The organism is Ruania zhangjianzhongii (assembly GCF_008000995.1).
GTDB lineage: Bacteria > Actinomycetota > Actinomycetes > Actinomycetales > Beutenbergiaceae > Ruania > Ruania zhangjianzhongii.
The window spans coordinates 1,993,749-2,011,470 of the sequence record NZ_CP042828.1 but is presented as its reverse complement, the minus strand read 5'-3'; the positions used below and the strand labels follow the sequence as shown (position 1 = coordinate 2,011,470).

Sequence of the window (17,722 nt, the reverse complement as noted above, 5' to 3'; positions counted from 1 at the left end):
TTCCGCGTCATCGCCGGCCTCATCCGTTCACCGTGAAGCCCTGGTCCTGGCCATAGGCCACGAGGGCGTCCTGCCAGCTCTGCAGGCCCTCAGCGAGCGGGGTATCACCGGTGTAGGCAGTGCCGATGTTGTCATTGAGGATCGAGTTCGCATACACCTGGTAGGGCAGGAACGACCAACCCTCAGGCACATTCGCAGCCGATTCGGCGAAGATCTCGTTGATGCGCTGACCACCGAAGTAGTCCGACTCCAGGCTGAGGAACTCCTCAGACTCCAGATCAGCAGTGGTCGCGGGGAACGTGTCGTTCAGCCGGGTCTGGACGCCGTCACCGGTGGTCGCCCACTCGACGAACGCGTACGCGAGCTCCTGGTTCTCCGAGGCGTCGACGACGCCCAGGCCGGATCCGCCGTTCTCGGCAGAGCTCTGCGCTCCCGACTCCCACTGAGGCATCGGCGCCACCCGCCAGTCTCCAGCCGCACCTTGCACACCGGATTCGAAGTTCGCGGGCATCCAGGCACCTGAGACCAGCGTGGCGATCGTGCCATCGGCCAGACCCTGGTACCACTCGTCGCTCCAGTCGCTGATCGGGGCCACGAGGTCCTCGTCGATCAGCTGCTGCCACAACGCGGTGTAGTTCTCCACCTCGGGACTGTCGAAGCTGATCGTGACATTCTCGCCGTCAACCTGGTAGGGCTGGTAGCCCTGCTGCCACATCAGTCCCTGGAGCAGGTTCGCCGAGCCGGTGTCGTTGGCGATATAGGCGTTCGGGTCGGCCTCCTTCAAGGCCCGCCCTGCCTCGAGGAACTCCTCCCAGGTCTCGGGGACGTCGATGTTGTGCTCATCGAAGACCGACTGGTTGTAGAAGAGCGCCATCGGACCCGAGCTCATCGGCAGCGTGTAGATGCCGTCGTCGAACTGCACGGCGTCCCAGGTGCCCGGTGTGAACGTATCCGTGTACTGGTCCGCCCCGTAGCCGGACAGGTCGGCGAGCGTACCGTTCAGCGCGAACTGAGAAACCGCCTGGTACTCCATGACGATGACATCCGGGATCCCCGATCCCGCCTGGATGGCATTCTCCACGGCGGTGTAGTGGTCGGTTCCGGTACCAACGTTGACCAGCTCGGCATTGACGTTCGGGTAGGCCTCCATGAAGCCCTCGACCATGGGTTCCATCGCGTTGCCCCATCCCCAGATGAGCAAGTCGCCGCCCTCCTCGGCGACCTGTTCAGCATCGATGGGTTCGGCACCGCCGCTATCGCCGCCACCGCCATCGGTGCCAGAGCTACAGGCGGCGAGCAGAAGCGCGGATGCGGCAACGCCGGCAACAGCGATCGTGGTGCGTCGTGATTTCTTGAGTTTCACAGCACATTTCCTTTCACTTCGTTGTGCGCTCGTCGATGACGAGCGAGATATCGGGACTACTGCTTCACGCCTCCTGCGGCTAGGCCCGACTGCCAATAGCGTTGGAGATAGAGGAAGATCACGATGATCGGGATAATCATCAACAGGGACCCGGTGATGACCAGGTCGAATATCGCCTCGCCACCGGCGGTGGATGCCTGCGTGTTCCACGAGTTGATTCCCACGGTCAACGGGTACCAATCGGGGTTCCGGATCATGATCAATGGAAGAAAATAATTGTTCCAGTTCGCCACTGTGGTAAACAGCAGCACGGTCACGATGCCCGGGCCCAGGAGAGGCAGGCCGATCCTGCGGAAGATCTTGAACTCACCGGCGCCGTCGATCCGAGCGGCGTCGAGAAGGTCGACCGGGATAGCGTCCGTACTGTAGACCCACATGAGGTAAAGACCGAACGGTGCAACAAGCGAGGGGATGATGACCGACAGGGGGTTGTTGGTGAGCTGGACCGAGCTGAACAACAGGAACGTCGGTACTGCCAGAGCGGTACCAGGCACGGCCACGGCGCCAATGATCACCGCAAAGATCGCCTTCTTGCCGGCGAAGTCGAACTTGGCCAGGCCGTACCCACCGATGGTCGAGATGAGGGTCGCCCCGCCGGCGCCGGCAACCACGTAGAGCAGCGTGTTGAGGAACCAGCGGATGAACACGCTGTCGTCGTAGGTGAGCGCTCGCGCGATGTTGTCGAAGAGCGCGAAGTCCTGGGCGAACCACAGACCGAAGGAACTGCGCAGGTCCTGCTGCGTCTTGGTGGCGTTGACGATGAGCCAGATCAGCGGAAGCACGCTGTAGATGAGGACGATTCCGGTCCCCAGGGTCAGTCCCCAGCTGCGCTTGGCCCCAGCGGTCTGCCTCGCTCGGCTGCGGCGGCGCCGGGCCGTCGACGTGACAACGGCCATGGTCAGTTCCCCTTCCGCATGCCACGAAGCTGCACGGCATAAGCGACGACCATCGTCGCCACGCCCATGATGATGGCCACGGTCGCCGAGTAGTTCTGTTGCCCGCCACTGAATGCCAGGTTGTAGGAGTAGAGGTTGGGGCTGAAGTACGTCGGGATCGCGTTGGGCGCCATGGGCTGCAAGATCTGCGGCTCGTTGAACAGCTGGAAACTACCGATGATCGAGAAGATGGCGGCAATCACGAGAGCTCCCCGGATCGCCGGAAGCTTGATCGCGGTGATAATTCGGAACTGACCGGCACCGTCAATCGCAGCAGCCTCATAGAGTTCGGTCGGGATCACACGAAGCGCAGCGTAGAAGATCAGCATGTTGTAGCCGACGTTTCCCCAGATCAGGATGTTCGCAATCGCACCAAGAACATTGCTCGGTGCGAGCGGATTCGGCAGGCTGGTACTGAAGATATCGTTGAGGTTGCCCACCAGGCCGAAGTTCGTACCGTACATGAACCCCCAGATGAGGGTCGCCACCACGGCAGGAACCGCATAGGGCAAGAAGATCGAGATCCGGAAGAATGCCATCCCGCGCAACTTGCCACTGTCCAATGCCAGTGCCGCTGCCAGCGCAATGATCAGCAGCAGCGGTACTTGCAGCACCAGGAGCAGAGAGACCCTCCCGACCCCCGACCAGAACTGTGGATCCTGAAGGGCGCGCGCATAGTTCTCCAGGCCGACGAAGGCGTTTCCGCCGATCAGCTGGCTACGGAACACGCTGAGGTAGACCGCGTAGAGGATGGGCGCGACGAAACTGATCAGGAAGACGATGAGGAACGGGGTGAGGAACCACCACCCAGCGAAGGCCCGCCGGTCACTGACGGCGCGGCGGCGCCGCACGGTGGGGGTGCTAGTGCTTGCGGCCAGTCCGGTCATCAGGCCGGCTCACGTGTAGAAGAGCTGGGCGGTCAGGACGGCGTCCCGATCGCTGACCAGCCGTAGCCAGTGGGCGGAGAACCCTGCCGGGAAGACGTAGGAGCTCAACTCTCCCGGCGCGACGGTGAGGACGTGGTGGACGCCGAAGCTGCCGTCACCGCGGGGGTCGACCTCCACGGTGACGCAGGCCTCGGTGCTGCCGTGGTTCTGCAGGTGGAGCACCTTCTGGTCGAACCCGGTCATCAGGTAGGGATCGGAAGGAGCGTCCGCGGCGACTTCGTCCTCCCACCATGGACCACCCCAGCCCGCGGCCTTGCCGTAGGACCACAGGTCGTCGGTCTTGCCGAACCACAGACCGGACTGGGGCTCGGCAGTAGTGGCGTTGTGCCCGGTGCTTGGTGAGGCGTTGTCCGCGCCCATCACGAGCATGCCGCGCCAGGAGCAGAAGTCACCGAGCACCCAGAGGTGGGTGGAGATGGGGCGCACGCCCCAGATCCGGCCGCCGTACGCCCACGGAGACAGCTCGTAGTACATCCCGTGGTGGTCCAGCAGCAGCCGCTCGTGCTCGACCTCGCGGATCCGCGGCCACTCGGTCTGCCACTTGTGGTCGAAGGTGTGTGAGGCCTTGGGGAGGCGGTAGCGGGTCCACTTGTCATCAGCCTCGGTGTAGACCTCAAGGATCGCGGAGGCCCGGTCCCAGCCCGAGGCGAAGATCGTACCGGCAAACTCACCACGTCCGGCGATGGCGGTGTAGGGCTTGCGTGCCAGGATCCGCCAGGTCTCGCCGTCGAACTCGGCCAGCCGGCCGCGACTGCGCTCCCCGGCCCACTCCGCCTCTCCGTACTCGTTGGAGCAGACGATGAATCGGCCGTAGGCGGTGTAGCAGTCCTTGTAGTGGACCTTCCACTCCCCCTCGGTGTTCAGCTCCTCGTTCAGGTCCCAGACCTGCGCGGTCTCCAGCGTGAGCATGTTGAGCTCGAAGACCAATCCCTCCATCGTCAGCACATAGACGTGGGTGTCCGGGTGCTGGAGGTGGTGGGTGGTGCCGCAGAGACGGTGCTCCTGCAACTCGGGCACCACGTGGATGGTGTGGTCCTCTTCGATCACCTGCGGACCAATCACCAGCCGGCCCGTCGGGTAGTGCACGAAGCGGTTGGTATAGGTGCCATCCACCCCGAGGGTCTCTGGCACCACCTCCATCGTCATGTCTGCGCTGATCCGCCGCAGACTGACGCCAGAGCCACTACGGGCCTTGTGCGAGTTGTAGTTCTGCACGTACAGCACGCCGTTCCACGGCATCAGCGCACCAACGCCGATCTCTGTGCGCGGCGGCCCGAAATCACCGATCTGGGCAAGGGAAGGAACGACGCCCGAGACCTGGAACGGCTGGGCGGCATCGTGGGTAGAACTCACCGGTGGGACTCCTTGGCGGAAAACGTGGACAGCACGTCATCGATCACGCGCTGCTGAGCATCAGTGACTGTCGGGAGCGGGGCTCGTCCGTGGCCAGTTTCCACACCGTCGTGGCGCAGTACCTGCCGGAGAAAGACGAGGAAGTCGTAGTTGTTCATCTCGCTGATAAATCGGTTCGCGATCGTCTGGTGGTGACGGGCGGCGGTGAGATCCTCAGCTGCGGCTAGGTCGAAGATGCGCCGGTAGACGCGGCCGATCGCGTTGTAGGTGGAGCCGATGCCGCCATGCGCACCGAGCGCCAGGCCACCGAGGAGCACCTCGTCGGAACCGTTGTAGACGAGAAAGTCCTGCGGGGCACGCCGCACCACCTCGGCGAGCGGATACAGATCCGTTGCCGTGTACTTCAAACCTTGCAGTACGCCGTCATCGGCTAACCGGAGGAAGAAGTCGGGTGAGAGCTGAACGTGGCTTCGTCCAGGAATGTGATACGCGATCAGAGGTGTCTGGCCTGCGGCCGCGGATACCTCCCGAAAGTAGGCCTCGAACTGTGCCTCTTCATAGTGGTAGTAGACCGGTGTGACCGCACTGACCGCATCGGCACCCGCCGCAACGGCGTACTCGGTCAGGGCGAGCGTGGTGCGGGTATCGAGGCTGCCGGTGTGGGCGATCACCGGACCGCGCCCCGCTACCTGCTCGATCGCAGCCGAGATCGTCTCCTGCCGCTCACTCACGCTCTGCAGGTATGCCTCGCCTGTCGAGCCGGATACAAATACCCCGTCGACACCCTGGCCGAGCACGTGGTCGATCAGCGCCGCTTGCCGCTCCATGCTGAGGGCACCCTTATCATCGTACGTGGCGATCAACGCTGGGTGAATTCCGGCCAGATTCATGCTCGCCGCTCCTCGGGAGAAGGGGTGGGAACGGACTCGACGGTGCTCTGGATCGGCGCGAAGTGCACTGCCACCGCCCGAGTCATCCGCTGATCGTCACCGCTGCGGATCGCACTGACGATCTCGTGATGGTCCTCGACGGCGTGATGGTTGATCGGTGCTGTGGCAGTGGCCGCGAAACGTGCGTAGACCTCCCAGAACGTCTCGATGAGCTTGTTCAGCATCTGGTTCTCCAACGGCGCGAAGAGAGCAAGATGGAAGGCGTGGTCAACCTCCGGTGGCACCTCACCTGCCTGGGACTGCTCACGCATCTGTGCCACGAGATCGTCAAGGTCGGCCAGGTGACGCTCGCTGAGCTGCCTGCTCGCCTGAATGATCAGCCCCTCTTCGATCGCAGCGCGGACCTGCAGAATCTCGTGGAGCGGTGTTTCGTCCACGGTGAGCTGGTAGGGCAACGCGTCAATAACGGGCTTCAAGTTGAAGGCACCGACGTAGAGGCCGCGACCCCTGCGCACGTCCACGATGCCGAGCATCTCGAGTCGCCGGATCCCCTCCCGCACCGACGACTTGCTCATGTCGAGCATCTGGCAGAACTCACCCTCATTGGGCAACACGTCGCCGGGACGCAACTCTCGATCGACGATGTACTGCCTGATTCGACGTTGAGCCTGATGTGAAAGCGGAAGCCTGCCCAGGCTCACCTCCTCGTGTGTCATGCCCAGAGTAAATACCAGATATCAGATATCTGTCAACAGATCGCATCGGTACCGCAACGCGTCCTGTGCGATCTGGTCCCTTACGATCGGCGGGTGCACATCGCCCTGGTGACCGACTACTACCTGCCGACGCTGGGCGGGGTGCAGACCGCGGTGAAGGCGCTGCGGGCGGGGCTGGAACTGGCCGGGCACGAGGTGACCGTCTTCTGCCCGGCGGACGAGCCGAGTGCGGACCCGGCCGTCGTGACGCTACCGATCTCTGCTGGGTTCCGGCCCGATGGGTATCCGTTCGCCTGGCCGCCGCGGCGCGTGCGGGAGATTCTGCGTGCGGAGTTCGCAGCCCGTGGGGTGGAGGTGGTGCACACCCATTCGGAGATGTTCGCGGCGCTCTCCGGGATTCGGGTGTCGCGCGAGGTGGGCCTGCCCGTGGTGCACACCATGCATGGCCGGATCGATGTGTTCACCGCTTCGGTGCTCCCGCTGCCTGCCCTGACCACTCCCCTGCTGGCTTGGTTGCACCACCGGCAGGTACCGCACTCGGGGGTGCACGTGGACGCGGAGTCGCCGTACACCGCGACGCGGGTGGCGCGGCGGATGTGGCGACTGATGGTGGCGCAGGCTCAGGCTAGTGACCATGTGGTGGTGCCGTCGGCGCACTTCGCGCAGAAACTGGCCGAGGTGGGGGTGACAACGCCAACGACTGTGATCTCCAACGGGGTAGAGCCGACCGTGCTGGAGGTGGTCGGTGAGCCTTCGGTGCGGGAGTTGGTGCCAGGTGCACCACTGCGCGCGTTGTGGGTGGGCCGGTTGTCGCCGGAGAAGCAGCCCGAGGTCTTCGTCAACGCTGTGCGCCAGGTGGGCGGCGCGGTGCAGGGGACGATATTCGGCGATGGCATGGCCCGGCGGGCGACTGCGCGGGCGGCAGAGGGTGCGCCGGTACGGTTGGGCGGTTCGGTGCCGCAGGAGGAGGTACTGGCCGAGATGCAGCACAGCCATGTGCTGGTGAGCTCCTCGGTGGACTTCGACAACCAACCGATGGTGTTCCTCGAGGCGATCGCCTCCGGGCTGCCGGTGCTCTATGCGGACCCGGACCTGGCCGAGGCGGTGCCTACCGGCGGCGGCTTCGCAGCGCTGTCACCCGATGCGGCGGGCCTCGCGGCTGTACTGGGGCGACTGCAGCGCGAGCCGGAGTTGGTCGCCCTGGCGAGCAAGGCGATGCTGGCGGCGCGGGACTCGGCGGCCGTGCACGTGGGGCCAACGGTCCAGGTGTACGCCAGTGTCCGGTAGGGGGCGACCGCTACCCCCGGTGCAGTGGTGAGCGAACCGAACGAGGGCAACAGGGTCCTCCCAGACCAGGAGGCCACTGCCGAGCTAGCCGAGCACGTTGGACAGTTGGCAGAGGCACCGCACCCGGCAGTCGCGGCGCTGTGGGCGATCACTCCCGGGCTCTACCTCGCCGACGGCTCGGCCATCTACGGCCCGCACGCCCTGGCTGAGCGCAACGACACCTATGAGGTGGCCGAGTACTCACCAGGGTGGGTGCTCATCGGCGATGCCGCGGGAGCACACGCGTGAGGTCATGTGCGTGACCGAGTCGCCAGCCGAGCCTAGTTCGGCGCTCACACTGGCCTTGGGACTTCGATGACGTCGACGAACTCTCCCAGGCCGCGAAAATCTTGTGGATTTGCGGTGTAGAGCGGCAGTCCCTCGGCTGCCGCGACAGCCGCAATCATCAGATCGGCGGTGCGTCGACGCGGTGTGCGACCGATCTCCTGGACGGCCGCGGTCAAGCCCCCGAACGCGCGCGCGGCCTCCGCCCCGAACGGGATCGGATCGAACTCGTGCTCCACTCGCTGAAGGACCTCGAGCCGCTTCGCCCGTTCGGCAACGGCGGCACCGCTGACCAGGTGGACACCCGCGGACAGCTCGGCGAGTGTCACCGCGCTGATCGCCATCTCCGCCGGTAGCGCTTCCGGATCGACCAACCGCCAGAGGATCAGGATGTTGGTGTCGAGCAAACCCCTGGTCTCGTCAGCGCGCATATGGATCGTCAAACATCGGGTCGGCAGCGGCGTCGAGGTCCCGGCGGAACGCCTCGAGGTCTACCTTTGGCGCACGGCTCGAACTGCGAGCGAACGCCTCCCGGGAGACGAATCGCCGAGGTTCACGGATGGGGATCAACTCACCAATGCCACGCCCGTCCCGAGTGACCGTGTACGTCTGGCCACGCTCCACGGCGTCCATGATCTCCTTCGACCGCATCCGGAGGTCACGTTGGCTGATCTCAGGACCGGTGCTCATTCACTCAGAATAGCACTCGGTAGCACGGCGTGCTATATGCTCAGCATCCGCCGCGCGGCCCGCACCATCGCCACATCCAGGAACGTGCCGTCCTCGAGGACCACGGTCCCGGAGCCGTCCGCCTCCGCGGCGCCGACCCGGTCGATGATCTCGCGGGCGCGTCTGATCTCGGCGTCAGTGGGCGCGAACGCGTCCCGGATCACCGGCAGCTGGGCCGGGTGGATCGCAGTACGGCCCACCAACCCCAGTGCGCGCCCGCGCTGGCAGCTGTGCGCGAGCCCCTCGAGGTCGCGCACATCCGCGTAGACGCTCATCTGGGGCGCCGGTAGGCTCGCGGCCGCAGCCGCCACCACCAGGCGTGAGCGCACCCAGGCCAGGCCCGGCTCACCCTCCTCCCCCGCCGCCAGGCCCAGGTCCGCCCGCAGGTCGGCCTCGCCGAGCGCCACGGAGGCGACCCCGGCGGACGCGATCTCGAAGGCGTGCTCCACGCCCAGCGCCGTCTCGATCAAGGCGTGCACCTCGCGGCCGGGCAACGCCGCCTGGACCGCCGCCACATCGTCCGCACCGGAAACCTTCGGCACCCGTACGCCGACCGCCTCATCCAGAAGAGCCACTGCGGCGAGGTCCGCCTCGTGCCACGCCGAACCGCGCGCGTTCACCCGCACCTGCACCGCTGGGCCGCTTCCGTGAACACCGCCAGCATCGGCAGCGTCGCCGAGCGCCTCAGCCAAGGAGTCCCGCGCCGCCTCCTTCTGCGACGCGGCCACCGCGTCCTCCAGGTCGACGATCACACAGTCCGCGCCGGAAGCGAGCGCCTTGGCCACCCGGTCCGGCCGGTCGCCGGGCACGTACAACGAGCTCAGCATGCGCCCGTCTCCCGCATCGCAGCGATCTCCGCGGCCGAGAAGCCCAGCTCGGCCAGCACCGCGTCGGTGTCCGCTCCGGGAGCCCGCCCGGTCCACTCGATCCGCGGCTCGCCCTCGGACATCCGGAACAGTGGCCCCTGCATGGCCATCTCCCCCAGCACCGGGTCCTCGATCCGGTGCACCGTCCCCAGTGCCTGGAACTGCGGGTCGGCCACGATGTCCCCGGCGTCGTAGATCGGCGCCACCGCGGCGTGCACGCGCTCGAACTCGGCCACCACCTCATCCCGGGAGCGCTGCGCGATCCACCCACCCACGGCGTCGTCCAGCTCATCGGCATGCTGGGCGCGCCCGGCCCCCGAAGAGAACCAGTCCTCGGCCACGAACTCCGGCCGGCCGACCAGCTCCATCACCCGCTCGGCGATCGACTGCGCGGACGTACTCACCGCTACCCACTTCGCGTCCGCGGTCAGGTACGCGTTCCGCGGTGCATTGTTCGCCGAGCGGTTCCCGGTCCGCGGCTGCACGGCGCCGAGCTGGTCCCAGCGGGTGATCTGCGGACCGAGCATCGCCAGGATCGGCTCGATGATCGCCACGTCCAGCTCCCGGCCGCGACCGGTTCGCCAGCGCGCATGCAGCGCCGTCATCACCGCGTACGCGGTGGTCAGGGACGCGATCCCGTCCGCCAGGCCGAACGGCGGCAGCGTCGGCGGCCCGCCGGCTTCTCCGGTCATCGCGGCGAACCCGCTCATCGCCTCGGCCAGGGTGCCGAAGCCGGGCCGGGACCGGTACGGGCCCTTCTGCCCGAAGCCGGTCACCCGAGCCAGCACCAGCTGCGGGTTCACTGCGGCGAGCCGGTCGTAGCCAAGTCCCCAGCGTTCCAGGGTGCCCGGCCGGAAGTTCTCGATCACCACATCGGCCCGCTCGGCGAGCCGGCAGAACGCGTCCTGTCCACTCTCGGTGTGCAGGTCGAGCGTCACGGTCTGCTTGTTCCGCCCGAGGGTCTTCCACCACAGGTTCTCGCCGTCCTTCGCCGGCCCGTGCCCCCGGGAGGGATCCGGACGGCGTGGGTGCTCCACCTTCACCACCCGGGCGCCCATATCGCCCAGGTGCATCGCGGCCATCGGTCCGGCGAACAAGGTGGAGGCGTCCACCACGAACAGGTCCTCCAGCGGCGCGGTCACTGCGCGTCCTCCTCCGCGAGATCCCAGCAGACGCGGAACCCGATCGAGGGCGACGCGTCCACGCCAAGCCCGGGGAGCAGGAACTTCAGCGCGAACTCCGGTTCCTGCACTCCCCCGTCGACGTACCAGTCCGAACCCTCGCTGCGGTGCTCGGCGCCGCCCTTGAGCATCACGAACCGGGTCCGGCCGTCAGAAAACTCCGACTCGGTCCAGTTCCACACCGCGGGCGTGCGGCGCTCGAAGCCGTCCTGCGCGGCGGCGAGCTGCCACTCGTCCTCGGTCGGTAGCCGGCCGCTGGCCCAGGCGGCGAACTGCCGCGCCCGGGCGAACGTCACCCCGGTGGCCGGTGCGGTGTCCGAGGCCGTCGACGGCGCAACCTCGCTACCGTTCGAACCGTCACCATCGCCGGTCTCGCCCAGGTCGGCCAGGAACCGTGCGTAGTCGGCCGCGGAGACCTCGCGGGCACCGACGTGCACCCCGGCGCCGATCGTCACCGCGCGCTCCAGCGTGCGCTGGTCGTGCAGCCGCGGCGGGAGCGGCTTCCACTCCTCGACGTACGGAGCGCCGTCGTACATTCCGGTCTCGCGCTGGCGGTGCCGCACGGTGAGCACCTGCTCTCCCGCGGGCACTGCGACGGCGCCGGTATGCAACCCCGCCACGATCTCCGGGTCGGCCTGCTGACCGGACCAGAGCGGCGGGCTCAGCCGCCGCGCCCGGCGGTGCGGGAAGGACGCATCGAGCACTGCCGGCTCACCGGCGAGCACCTTGGCCAGGTGAGTGACCTCAGCCGGGCAGGTCACGCCGTCGGCGATCTGCACGACGGCGGCCACGCCCCCAGCGGGCACGGTGAGGGTGACCGCTCCCGGGTGGGCAACGCCGTCGCCCTCATGCAGGGCGAGCCAGGAGCCCGAGCCGGCCGTGCGATAGGTGACGTCCTCGCCGCTGGTGTTCACCAGCGTGACCAGCGTGACGCCGTCGAGCTCGAACGCCGAGGCGAACACCGGTGGCGCGCACACCGCCAGCGGAGTCCATTCCCCGGAGGTGAGCCAGGAGTGCATGGTGCGCTGCACCGGCAGCATCCGGCGCAAGGTGGCCGCGTCACGGGAGTTCCAGCCGACCCACACGCCGAAGACGACCTCCCAGACCATCATCCCGACGCCGTTCAGCCAGGCGGAGCGCAACTCGGCGCCGTGGTCCCGGTTCCAGCGGCGGATGTGGTGCTGCATGTGCCGGCGTTCGAACCAGCGCGCGCGCAGGACTCCGGGGATCTCCGAGTCGGCGAACCACTGCGCCCAGGACAGGGCGTGGTCGCCGATCCGCTCGGTGACGAGCTTGGACTCCCCTTCCAGGCCGATTCCCGGGCGCGCAGCCTCGAGGGCGGCGACGAACTCCGGGTCAGCCTTCTTCATCGTGTCCAGGAAGACCCCGTCGGCGTCCAGGTGGCGCACCACCGCGGAGAGCTCCTCGGCGTCGGTGCCCTGGGCGCGGCGGGTGCCGGTGTCCCACGGGTTGTAGTCCACGAAGACGGCCACCCCAGCCGCATGGAGCGTGGCGGCTGCCTCGGCCAGACCGGGCACGTCGTAGAAGTCCCACTGGTTGCGGTCATCGATGCCGATGATCGGATAGGCGTGCCAGAGCACGATCCCGTCCAGACCGCCGAACCGCGCTTGAGCGTCGGCGAGGAACCGTTGCGGGGTGAAGCACTGGGCCTCGAAGTCGAAGAACAACTCGTCCCAGAGCCAGACCTGCGCCACGGTGAAGCATTGGGCGGTCCACTGCGCCTCGGGGCGGTCATAGCGCGACGGCGATCCGTAACGCCGGTGTGCACCGGCCCGCCAGGAGCGCAGCTGGCTGCGCCACTGGTCCAGGGTAGCCGCATCGGGTGGATCGGCGAGGCTGCCGGGTGCGGCGAAGATCTTCGCCTCGTCGAAGGTCTCCGCCAGCTCACCGGCGGTCAGGTCCGCATCGAGCGGAACCTCGGTGGGCAGGTCGATCGGTCGGGGGACGAGCGGGTCGAAACCACCACTCATGCTGTGTTCTCTCCTGCGGACGTGGCGTGCGGGGTACGGGCAAGCTGTGCGGCGACAGCCGCTGCGGTGGGGACCGATTCCTGGGCACCGGCGGTGCCGACCGCGAGTGCGGCGGCTGCCGAGGCGACCCGGGCAGCCTCGGCGATGACGTCGATATCGGGATCGGCGCCAGACTCTGCGACCCCAGCCAACCGGGCGGCGAGCACGCCGCAGAAGGTGTCCCCGGCGCCGGTGGTGTCCACCGCGGTGACACCGAACGCGGCCACCTCGCGGCGCTCGGTGCCGACCGCGACCAGGGCGCCGGCGGAACCGAGGGTGACGATCAGTACCCGCACCTGCCCGGTGACCTGAGTGATCGCAGCCTCGGTGCCGATGCCTCCGGCGATATCGGCGAGCTCGTGCTCGTTCACCACCAGCACGTCGGTCACGGCGAGCAGGTCCGCGGCGGTGGCCGGGTCGGTCATCGCCGTGGACGGGGCGGCGTTCAGCAGGAACAGGCTGCCCTTCGGGCGGCGCCGGCCGGCCTGCAGTACCAGCGGGATCGGTACCTCGAGCTGCGTGATCACCACCTCGGCGCGGGCGAGGACCTCGAGCTGACCGGCGGAGAGCTGCTCACGGGCGCCATTCGCGCCGGCGGCCACCACGATGGCGTTCTCCCCATCATCGGCCACGGTGATCAGCGCGGTGCCGGTCGGACCGGGCACGGTGACCAGTCCGGTGGTGTCGATCCCGTCGGCCTCCAGCGCGGTGCGGCGGGCGTCGGCGTCGGGGTCCTCGCCGACGGCACCGACGAACGCGACATCCGCCCCGCCGGCCCGAGCCGCGGCAACTGCCTGGTTCGCCCCCTTACCCCCGCCGTAGCGGGCCAGGTCCGAGCCGAGGAGTGTCTCCCCCGGGCTGGGGATGCGGGCCACCCGGGCCACCACATCGGTGTTCACGCTGCCGACCACTACGACGTTCATCTGCCCATCCTCCCCGGTAGGGCGCGGGTGCGGTCGGCGAGCTCGGTCAGCGAACGTTCCGGGGCGCCCGGTAGCGACGTGGCGAGCCGGTCGTGCAGCGGGGCGGTCCAGGCCGGGTCGATCCCGTCCTGGCCGACCAGGGCGCCGAGCACGGAACCGACAGTGGCGCCGGCCGAGTCGGTATCCCAGCCCGCGGCCACCGCCAGCCGGATGCCACGGCCGAAGTCCACCGGCGGCGCCTCCCGGTGGGTGACATTCTCGTCGCCAGATCGCGTTCTCGCGACGGAAAGGTCACCCGCGGGGGTGGGCGGCTGGCCCGCGGGGGCGGGCGGCTGGCCGGCGGCGGCGAGCGCGCAAGCGATCAGCGCCGCGTTGTTGAGGGTGTGCACCCAGTGCAGGTGGCCGTAGCCCGCATGCAGGTGGTCCAGCGCCTCGGCCTCCGTGACCGAGCCGGCGCGCAGCGCGAGCCCGATCCGGCGGCCATCCTGGACTGCGGCGGCCAGCCGAGAGTCCGGGGGCAGTACCGACTCCCCCGCGTCCAGCACCTCGTCCACCGATCTGGCCACCAGCGCCGACGAGCACAGGGCGGCTGCCCACATCGCCCCGTACAGGCCGTTGCGGGTGTGACTGAGCCGGGCGTCTCGCCAGGCGAGCTCGGCCGCGGCGATCGGGTTGCCCGGGTGGGCCCAGCCGTAGACGTCGGTGCGGATCAGGGCACCGATCCACTCTCGGAACGGGTTCTGGTGCGTGGCGGTCTCCGGCACCGGGCGGGCCTCGAGCAGGTTCCGGTACGCGGCCCGCTCCGCGGTGAACACGCGGCCGGCGGGCAGGTTCGCCAGCCAGGACTGCGCAACGTCCGCCGTGGTCAGGTCTGCGCCGTGCACCTCCAGCAGGTCCAGGGCAAGCAGTGGGAAGTTGAGGTCGTCGTCCTCGGGCATCCCGTTGATGTTCTCGCGCAGCGAGGTCGGCGCGGAGCGGCGGTTCCACGGCCACCGGGCCACCGTCTCCTCGGGCAGGCCGACAGCGGTGAAGTAACCGGTGATCGGCCAGGTTCCGGTCGCGCGGGCGATCTCCTCGATCCCCTCCCGCGGGATCTTCTCCACCGGTTTGCCGAGCAGGCAGCCCACGGACCGACCCCACCAGGCACCTCGCACCCGGCCAATCTCCGCCAGGTGCGGCGATGCCGCCCCGGTGAGCTCCGCCGTCGCCGGCCTGCTCTTGGCTGGGAGGAGTGCCGCGATGGCGCTCCACTCATCGGGTTCGCCAGCACTGACCGGCTGCAGCGCGGCAAGCTCGGCGAGCACCTCGCGAGCGAGGGCGCGCAGCTGCGGGGACGCCGGGTTCGCGCTGGCACCGGCACGCTCGGGGAGCACCGACCCGCCACCCGCCTGCCACCGGTCTGCAGCCGCGGCGAGCGCCGATTCGTCGGCACCCTGCTCTCGCAGCGCCACCAGCTCGTGCGCCACCAGGTCCTCCGGCTGAGCCCAGGTGAGTCTCACGCCGTCGCCCCCAGCACCGCCTCGAGCAGGCCGGCCCGCTCCTGAGCTCGGCGGGCATCGTCGGCAGCCACGACCCGCACCGTCTCGGTCATCGATGCCACGACGGCGTCCAGGTCCAGCTTGCTCGCGTGGGTCACCTCGGTGAGCCACTCAGCAGGCACGGCGGCCTGACCGGCGAGGCCGCCGCAGATAGCGCCGGCCATCGTGGCGATCGAGTCCGAGTCCCGGCCGTAATTCACCGCATCGAGCACGGCGGCGCGCAGGTCGCCCTCGTGGGCCGCCACCAGACCCAGGGCCACCGGCAGCTCCTCGATCGACTTGGTCCGGGACGGCAGGCGGGCGTCCATCGCCGGAGCCCGGTAGGTCTCCCCGACGGTGTCATAGGGAGCTACCGCCGCGCGGAGCATCCGGTTCAGCTCGCGCGGATCGTCGGACCCACCGGCGGCGCGGAACTGTTCGGCGGCGGTCAGGACCGCCTCGATCGCGGCGGCGGTGCCGTCCTTGGCCAGGGCTCGGCTGGCGGTGAGCACATCGGCCACGCTCGCTCCGGGCGCACAGGCAGCGGCCACCGCAGCGGCGAACACGCCGGCAGCCTCGCGCCCGTAGGAGGACTGGTGCGCTCCGGCCAGGTCGATCGCCTCGGCGTAGGCCGCTGCCGGGTCACCCAGGTTCACCAGGCCGACCGGAGCCATGTACATCGTCGCGCCGCAGTTGACGATGTTGCCCACGCCAGACTCGCGCGGGTCGGCGTGGCCGTAGTGCAGCTTGGCCACCAGCCACTTCTCCGCGAGAAACACCCGCTGCAGGATGAGTGCCTCGTCCTCGAGCTCGGGTACCCAACGGCGTTCGCCGATCATCAAGGGCACCAAGTCGCTGGCCATGTGGTGGGCGGTGAGATGGCTGCGCCTGGTGCCATACACCTCCACCAGCGCGTGCGTCATCAAGGTGTCATCGGTGACGTGTCCGTCGCCCTTGTGATACGGGGCGATCGGGCGGGCAGTACGCCAGTCGGGCAGGAACGGGCCGACGACCCCGGTGACCCGGCCACCATGCCGCTCCTCGATCTGCTCCGGGGTCCACCCCTCGGTCGCGCCGCCGAGCGCATCTCCCACAGCGGCGCCGGCGAGCACACCCGCCACCCGGTCCTGAAGCCAACTCACGTTGTGTTCCTCCACTTGTTGATGCTCGTCTCGCGCGACCTCGTTCTGCCGCGTTCTGTCGCCCTGTCTTCGTTTTGCCGCGTTCTGTCGCCCAGGCCCATCGGCAGGCGACCGAATGCGGCAAAGCGAAGGGGGTACCTCCCGGCGGGGGTGGGTCAGTTCTGCCAGCCGTCAGTGAGCTGCTGCGCGAGCTCCTCGGAGCTGATCTGATCACCCAGGTACTGCTGCAGCGCCGAGTTGAGCACGGTGTCCTTCCACTCCGCGTACCCGTCCGCCTGCAGGAACGGGGCCCCCTCGAAGCCGGCGGCGCTGGCCAGGATCTGGTCCCAGCCGTTCTCCCCGCCGGTCTCGGTGGCAACGATCTCCTGAGCCGACTCGGAGGCCGGGATCAGGGCATCCGCCTGCGCGATCGCCGCGATCGTCTCCGGGGAGGCAAAGTAGTCCAGGAACGCGATCGCCTCATCGACGTTCGGCGAGTCCACGTTCACCGAGTAGGTCTGCGGGTTCGCGGCCTGCAACGGGCCCTCGGAGCCGGCCAGCGGCGGCAGCGCCACCCAGTTCATGTCCTCGGGAGCGTCGGTAGCCATGTTCGCCGCCTGGAAGGAGCCCTGCACGGTCATCGCGACAGTGCCGCCGTAGAACGAGGCGAGCACATCCGAACCGGACTGGGTCAGGCTCACCGGGTCCAGGGACTCGTCGTCGTAGGCCATCTCGTGGATCCGCTCGGGAACCTCCAGCTCGGCGTCGGACACGTCGATCCGCACGTCCTCACCGGTGCCGGAGAAGAAGTCGCCGCCGAAGCCCGGGGCGAGGGTCATCACGGTGGCTGCCGGGGAGCCCAGGCCCCACCCGAGGCCGTAGGTGTCCTCAGTGGTGGTGGCCTCGGCGATCTCGGCCAGCTGGTCCCAGGTCATCGAGTCGCCGGTGGGGATCTCCACTCCGGCGTCTTCGAGCAGGTCGGCGTTGGCGAACACCATGTATGACTGCATCGTGGAGGGGTAGGCGATCACTTCGTCGTTCACGGTGACCGAGTCCCACACGCCCTCGGAGATGTCGGACGTGCGCTCCTCGCTTAGCCCGCCGGAGAGGTCGGCCAGGTAGCCGTCCATCGCGAACGGCACGATGCTGGCGGCCTCGAAGTGGATGATGTCCGGTGCTGTGCCGCCGGTGAACTGGGTGACCAGCTTGTCGTAGGCACCGTCCCACCCGGCCTGGATGATCTGTACCTGCACCTCCGGGTTGTCCTCGTTCCAGGAGTCCACCGCGGACTGGACTGCCTCCTGGGTGGCGGGCTGGTCGGAGAGCGACTGGAACTGGAGGGTGACCACACCGTCGGCGTCCTCACCGCCTCCGCCGGAGGCGCTGCCCTGCTGGCAGGCCGTGAGGGCCAAGGTGCCGGCCGCCAGGGTGGCGACGACGCCGAGTACGCGCTTGTTCATGTCAAGTACCTTTCCGGGCC

The 17,722-nt window shown here is 68.2% G+C and carries 17 protein-coding genes; 2 read left to right on the top strand and 15 right to left on the bottom strand.

Annotated elements, in window-relative coordinates; all coding sequences use genetic code 11:
• Positions 1-19: 19 nt before the first annotated feature.
• Genes FU260_RS09435 through FU260_RS09410 form a run of 6 tightly spaced genes read right to left on the bottom strand, consistent with a single transcriptional unit; the run spans position 20 to position 6,264 of the window.
• A complete protein-coding gene (locus tag FU260_RS09435) occupies positions 20-1,363 on the bottom strand; it encodes an ABC transporter substrate-binding protein (RefSeq protein ID WP_147916826.1) in 1,344 nt (447 codons plus the stop codon).
• A gap of 56 nt (positions 1,364-1,419) precedes the next feature.
• On the bottom strand, positions 1,420-2,319 hold the full coding sequence (locus FU260_RS09430; RefSeq protein ID WP_147916825.1) for a carbohydrate ABC transporter permease: 900 nt from the start codon (positions 2,317-2,319) through the stop codon (positions 1,420-1,422).
• Positions 2,320-2,321: 2 nt separating this feature from the next.
• Positions 2,322-3,245, bottom strand: coding sequence for a carbohydrate ABC transporter permease (locus tag FU260_RS09425; protein ID WP_147916824.1), 924 nt, complete (start codon positions 3,243-3,245; stop codon positions 2,322-2,324).
• Between the two features lie 9 nt (positions 3,246-3,254).
• The gene (locus FU260_RS09420) at positions 3,255-4,658 is read right to left on the bottom strand and encodes a hypothetical protein (RefSeq protein ID WP_147916823.1); all 1,404 of its coding nucleotides are present in this window, start codon (positions 4,656-4,658) and stop codon (positions 3,255-3,257) included.
• Positions 4,655-5,548, bottom strand: a complete 894-nt coding sequence (locus tag FU260_RS09415) for a dihydrodipicolinate synthase family protein (RefSeq protein ID WP_147916822.1) — start codon at positions 5,546-5,548, stop codon at positions 4,655-4,657. The genes FU260_RS09420 and FU260_RS09415 overlap by 4 nt, the downstream gene beginning before the upstream one ends.
• Positions 5,545-6,264, bottom strand: a complete 720-nt coding sequence (locus FU260_RS09410; RefSeq protein ID WP_147916821.1) for a FadR/GntR family transcriptional regulator — start codon at positions 6,262-6,264, stop codon at positions 5,545-5,547. The genes FU260_RS09415 and FU260_RS09410 overlap by 4 nt, the downstream gene beginning before the upstream one ends.
• Before the next feature lie 93 nt (positions 6,265-6,357).
• Between FU260_RS09410 and FU260_RS09405 the strand changes: the two genes are divergently transcribed.
• Both FU260_RS09405 and FU260_RS09400 read left to right on the top strand, forming a co-directional pair.
• The gene (locus FU260_RS09405) at positions 6,358-7,551 is read left to right on the top strand and encodes a glycosyltransferase (protein WP_168211715.1); all 1,194 of its coding nucleotides are present in this window, start codon (positions 6,358-6,360) and stop codon (positions 7,549-7,551) included.
• 27 nt (positions 7,552-7,578) lie between these two features.
• Positions 7,579-7,839 (top strand): hypothetical protein, encoded by a 261-nt coding sequence (locus FU260_RS09400; protein WP_147916819.1) that lies wholly within the window; start codon positions 7,579-7,581, stop codon positions 7,837-7,839.
• Positions 7,840-7,883: 44 nt separating this feature from the next.
• Here FU260_RS09400 and FU260_RS09395 read toward each other — a convergent pair whose 3' ends face one another.
• The 9 genes from FU260_RS09395 to FU260_RS09355 form a co-directional block, all read right to left on the bottom strand.
• Positions 7,884-8,306, bottom strand: coding sequence for a type II toxin-antitoxin system VapC family toxin (locus tag FU260_RS09395; protein ID WP_147916818.1), 423 nt, complete (start codon positions 8,304-8,306; stop codon positions 7,884-7,886).
• Complete coding sequence (locus tag FU260_RS09390; protein WP_147916817.1) at positions 8,296-8,565, bottom strand: type II toxin-antitoxin system Phd/YefM family antitoxin; 270 nt, start codon at positions 8,563-8,565, stop codon at positions 8,296-8,298. The genes FU260_RS09395 and FU260_RS09390 overlap by 11 nt, the downstream gene beginning before the upstream one ends.
• 32 nt (positions 8,566-8,597) lie before the next feature.
• Complete coding sequence (locus FU260_RS09385; protein ID WP_147916816.1) at positions 8,598-9,431, bottom strand: HpcH/HpaI aldolase/citrate lyase family protein; 834 nt, start codon at positions 9,429-9,431, stop codon at positions 8,598-8,600.
• Positions 9,425-10,612 carry a CaiB/BaiF CoA transferase family protein gene (locus tag FU260_RS09380; protein ID WP_147916815.1) on the bottom strand — a complete coding sequence of 396 codons (1,188 nt, stop codon included), beginning with the start codon at positions 10,610-10,612 and terminating at the stop codon, positions 9,425-9,427. Before FU260_RS09380 ends, FU260_RS09385 begins: the two co-directional genes overlap by 7 nt.
• A complete protein-coding gene (locus FU260_RS09375; RefSeq protein ID WP_147916814.1) occupies positions 10,609-12,642 on the bottom strand; it encodes an SUMF1/EgtB/PvdO family nonheme iron enzyme in 2,034 nt (677 codons plus the stop codon). The genes FU260_RS09380 and FU260_RS09375 overlap by 4 nt, the downstream gene beginning before the upstream one ends.
• Positions 12,639-13,604, bottom strand: coding sequence for a ribokinase (locus tag FU260_RS09370; protein WP_147916813.1), 966 nt, complete (start codon positions 13,602-13,604; stop codon positions 12,639-12,641). The genes FU260_RS09375 and FU260_RS09370 overlap by 4 nt, the downstream gene beginning before the upstream one ends.
• A complete protein-coding gene (locus FU260_RS09365) occupies positions 13,601-15,103 on the bottom strand; it encodes an ADP-ribosylglycohydrolase family protein (protein ID WP_147916812.1) in 1,503 nt (500 codons plus the stop codon). The genes FU260_RS09370 and FU260_RS09365 overlap by 4 nt, the downstream gene beginning before the upstream one ends.
• Positions 15,100-16,263, bottom strand: a complete 1,164-nt coding sequence (locus FU260_RS09360) for an ADP-ribosylglycohydrolase family protein (RefSeq protein WP_147916811.1) — start codon at positions 16,261-16,263, stop codon at positions 15,100-15,102. The genes FU260_RS09365 and FU260_RS09360 overlap by 4 nt, the downstream gene beginning before the upstream one ends.
• A gap of 155 nt (positions 16,264-16,418) precedes the next feature.
• On the bottom strand, positions 16,419-17,702 hold the full coding sequence (locus tag FU260_RS09355) for an ABC transporter substrate-binding protein (protein ID WP_147916810.1): 1,284 nt from the start codon (positions 17,700-17,702) through the stop codon (positions 16,419-16,421).
• Between the last annotated feature and the right edge of the window lie 20 nt (positions 17,703-17,722).

Coding starts and splice junctions, on each gene's coding strand:
- FU260_RS09355 (WP_147916810.1), bottom strand. CDS start 17,702: ATGAACAAGCGCGTACTCGGCGTCGTCGCCACCCTGGCGGCCGGCACC.
- FU260_RS09375 (WP_147916814.1), bottom strand. CDS start 12,642: ATGAGTGGTGGTTTCGACCCGCTCGTCCCCCGACCGATCGACCTGCCC.
- FU260_RS09415 (WP_147916822.1), bottom strand. CDS start 5,548: ATGAATCTGGCCGGAATTCACCCAGCGTTGATCGCCACGTACGATGAT.
- FU260_RS09410 (WP_147916821.1), bottom strand. CDS start 6,264: ATGACACACGAGGAGGTGAGCCTGGGCAGGCTTCCGCTTTCACATCAG.
- FU260_RS09385 (WP_147916816.1), bottom strand. CDS start 9,431: ATGCTGAGCTCGTTGTACGTGCCCGGCGACCGGCCGGACCGGGTGGCC.
- FU260_RS09370 (WP_147916813.1), bottom strand. CDS start 13,604: ATGAACGTCGTAGTGGTCGGCAGCGTGAACACCGATGTGGTGGCCCGG.
- FU260_RS09430 (WP_147916825.1), bottom strand. CDS start 2,319: ATGGCCGTTGTCACGTCGACGGCCCGGCGCCGCCGCAGCCGAGCGAGG.
- FU260_RS09390 (WP_147916817.1), bottom strand. CDS start 8,565: ATGAGCACCGGTCCTGAGATCAGCCAACGTGACCTCCGGATGCGGTCG.
- FU260_RS09395 (WP_147916818.1), bottom strand. CDS start 8,306: ATGCGCGCTGACGAGACCAGGGGTTTGCTCGACACCAACATCCTGATC.
- FU260_RS09425 (WP_147916824.1), bottom strand. CDS start 3,245: ATGACCGGACTGGCCGCAAGCACTAGCACCCCCACCGTGCGGCGCCGC.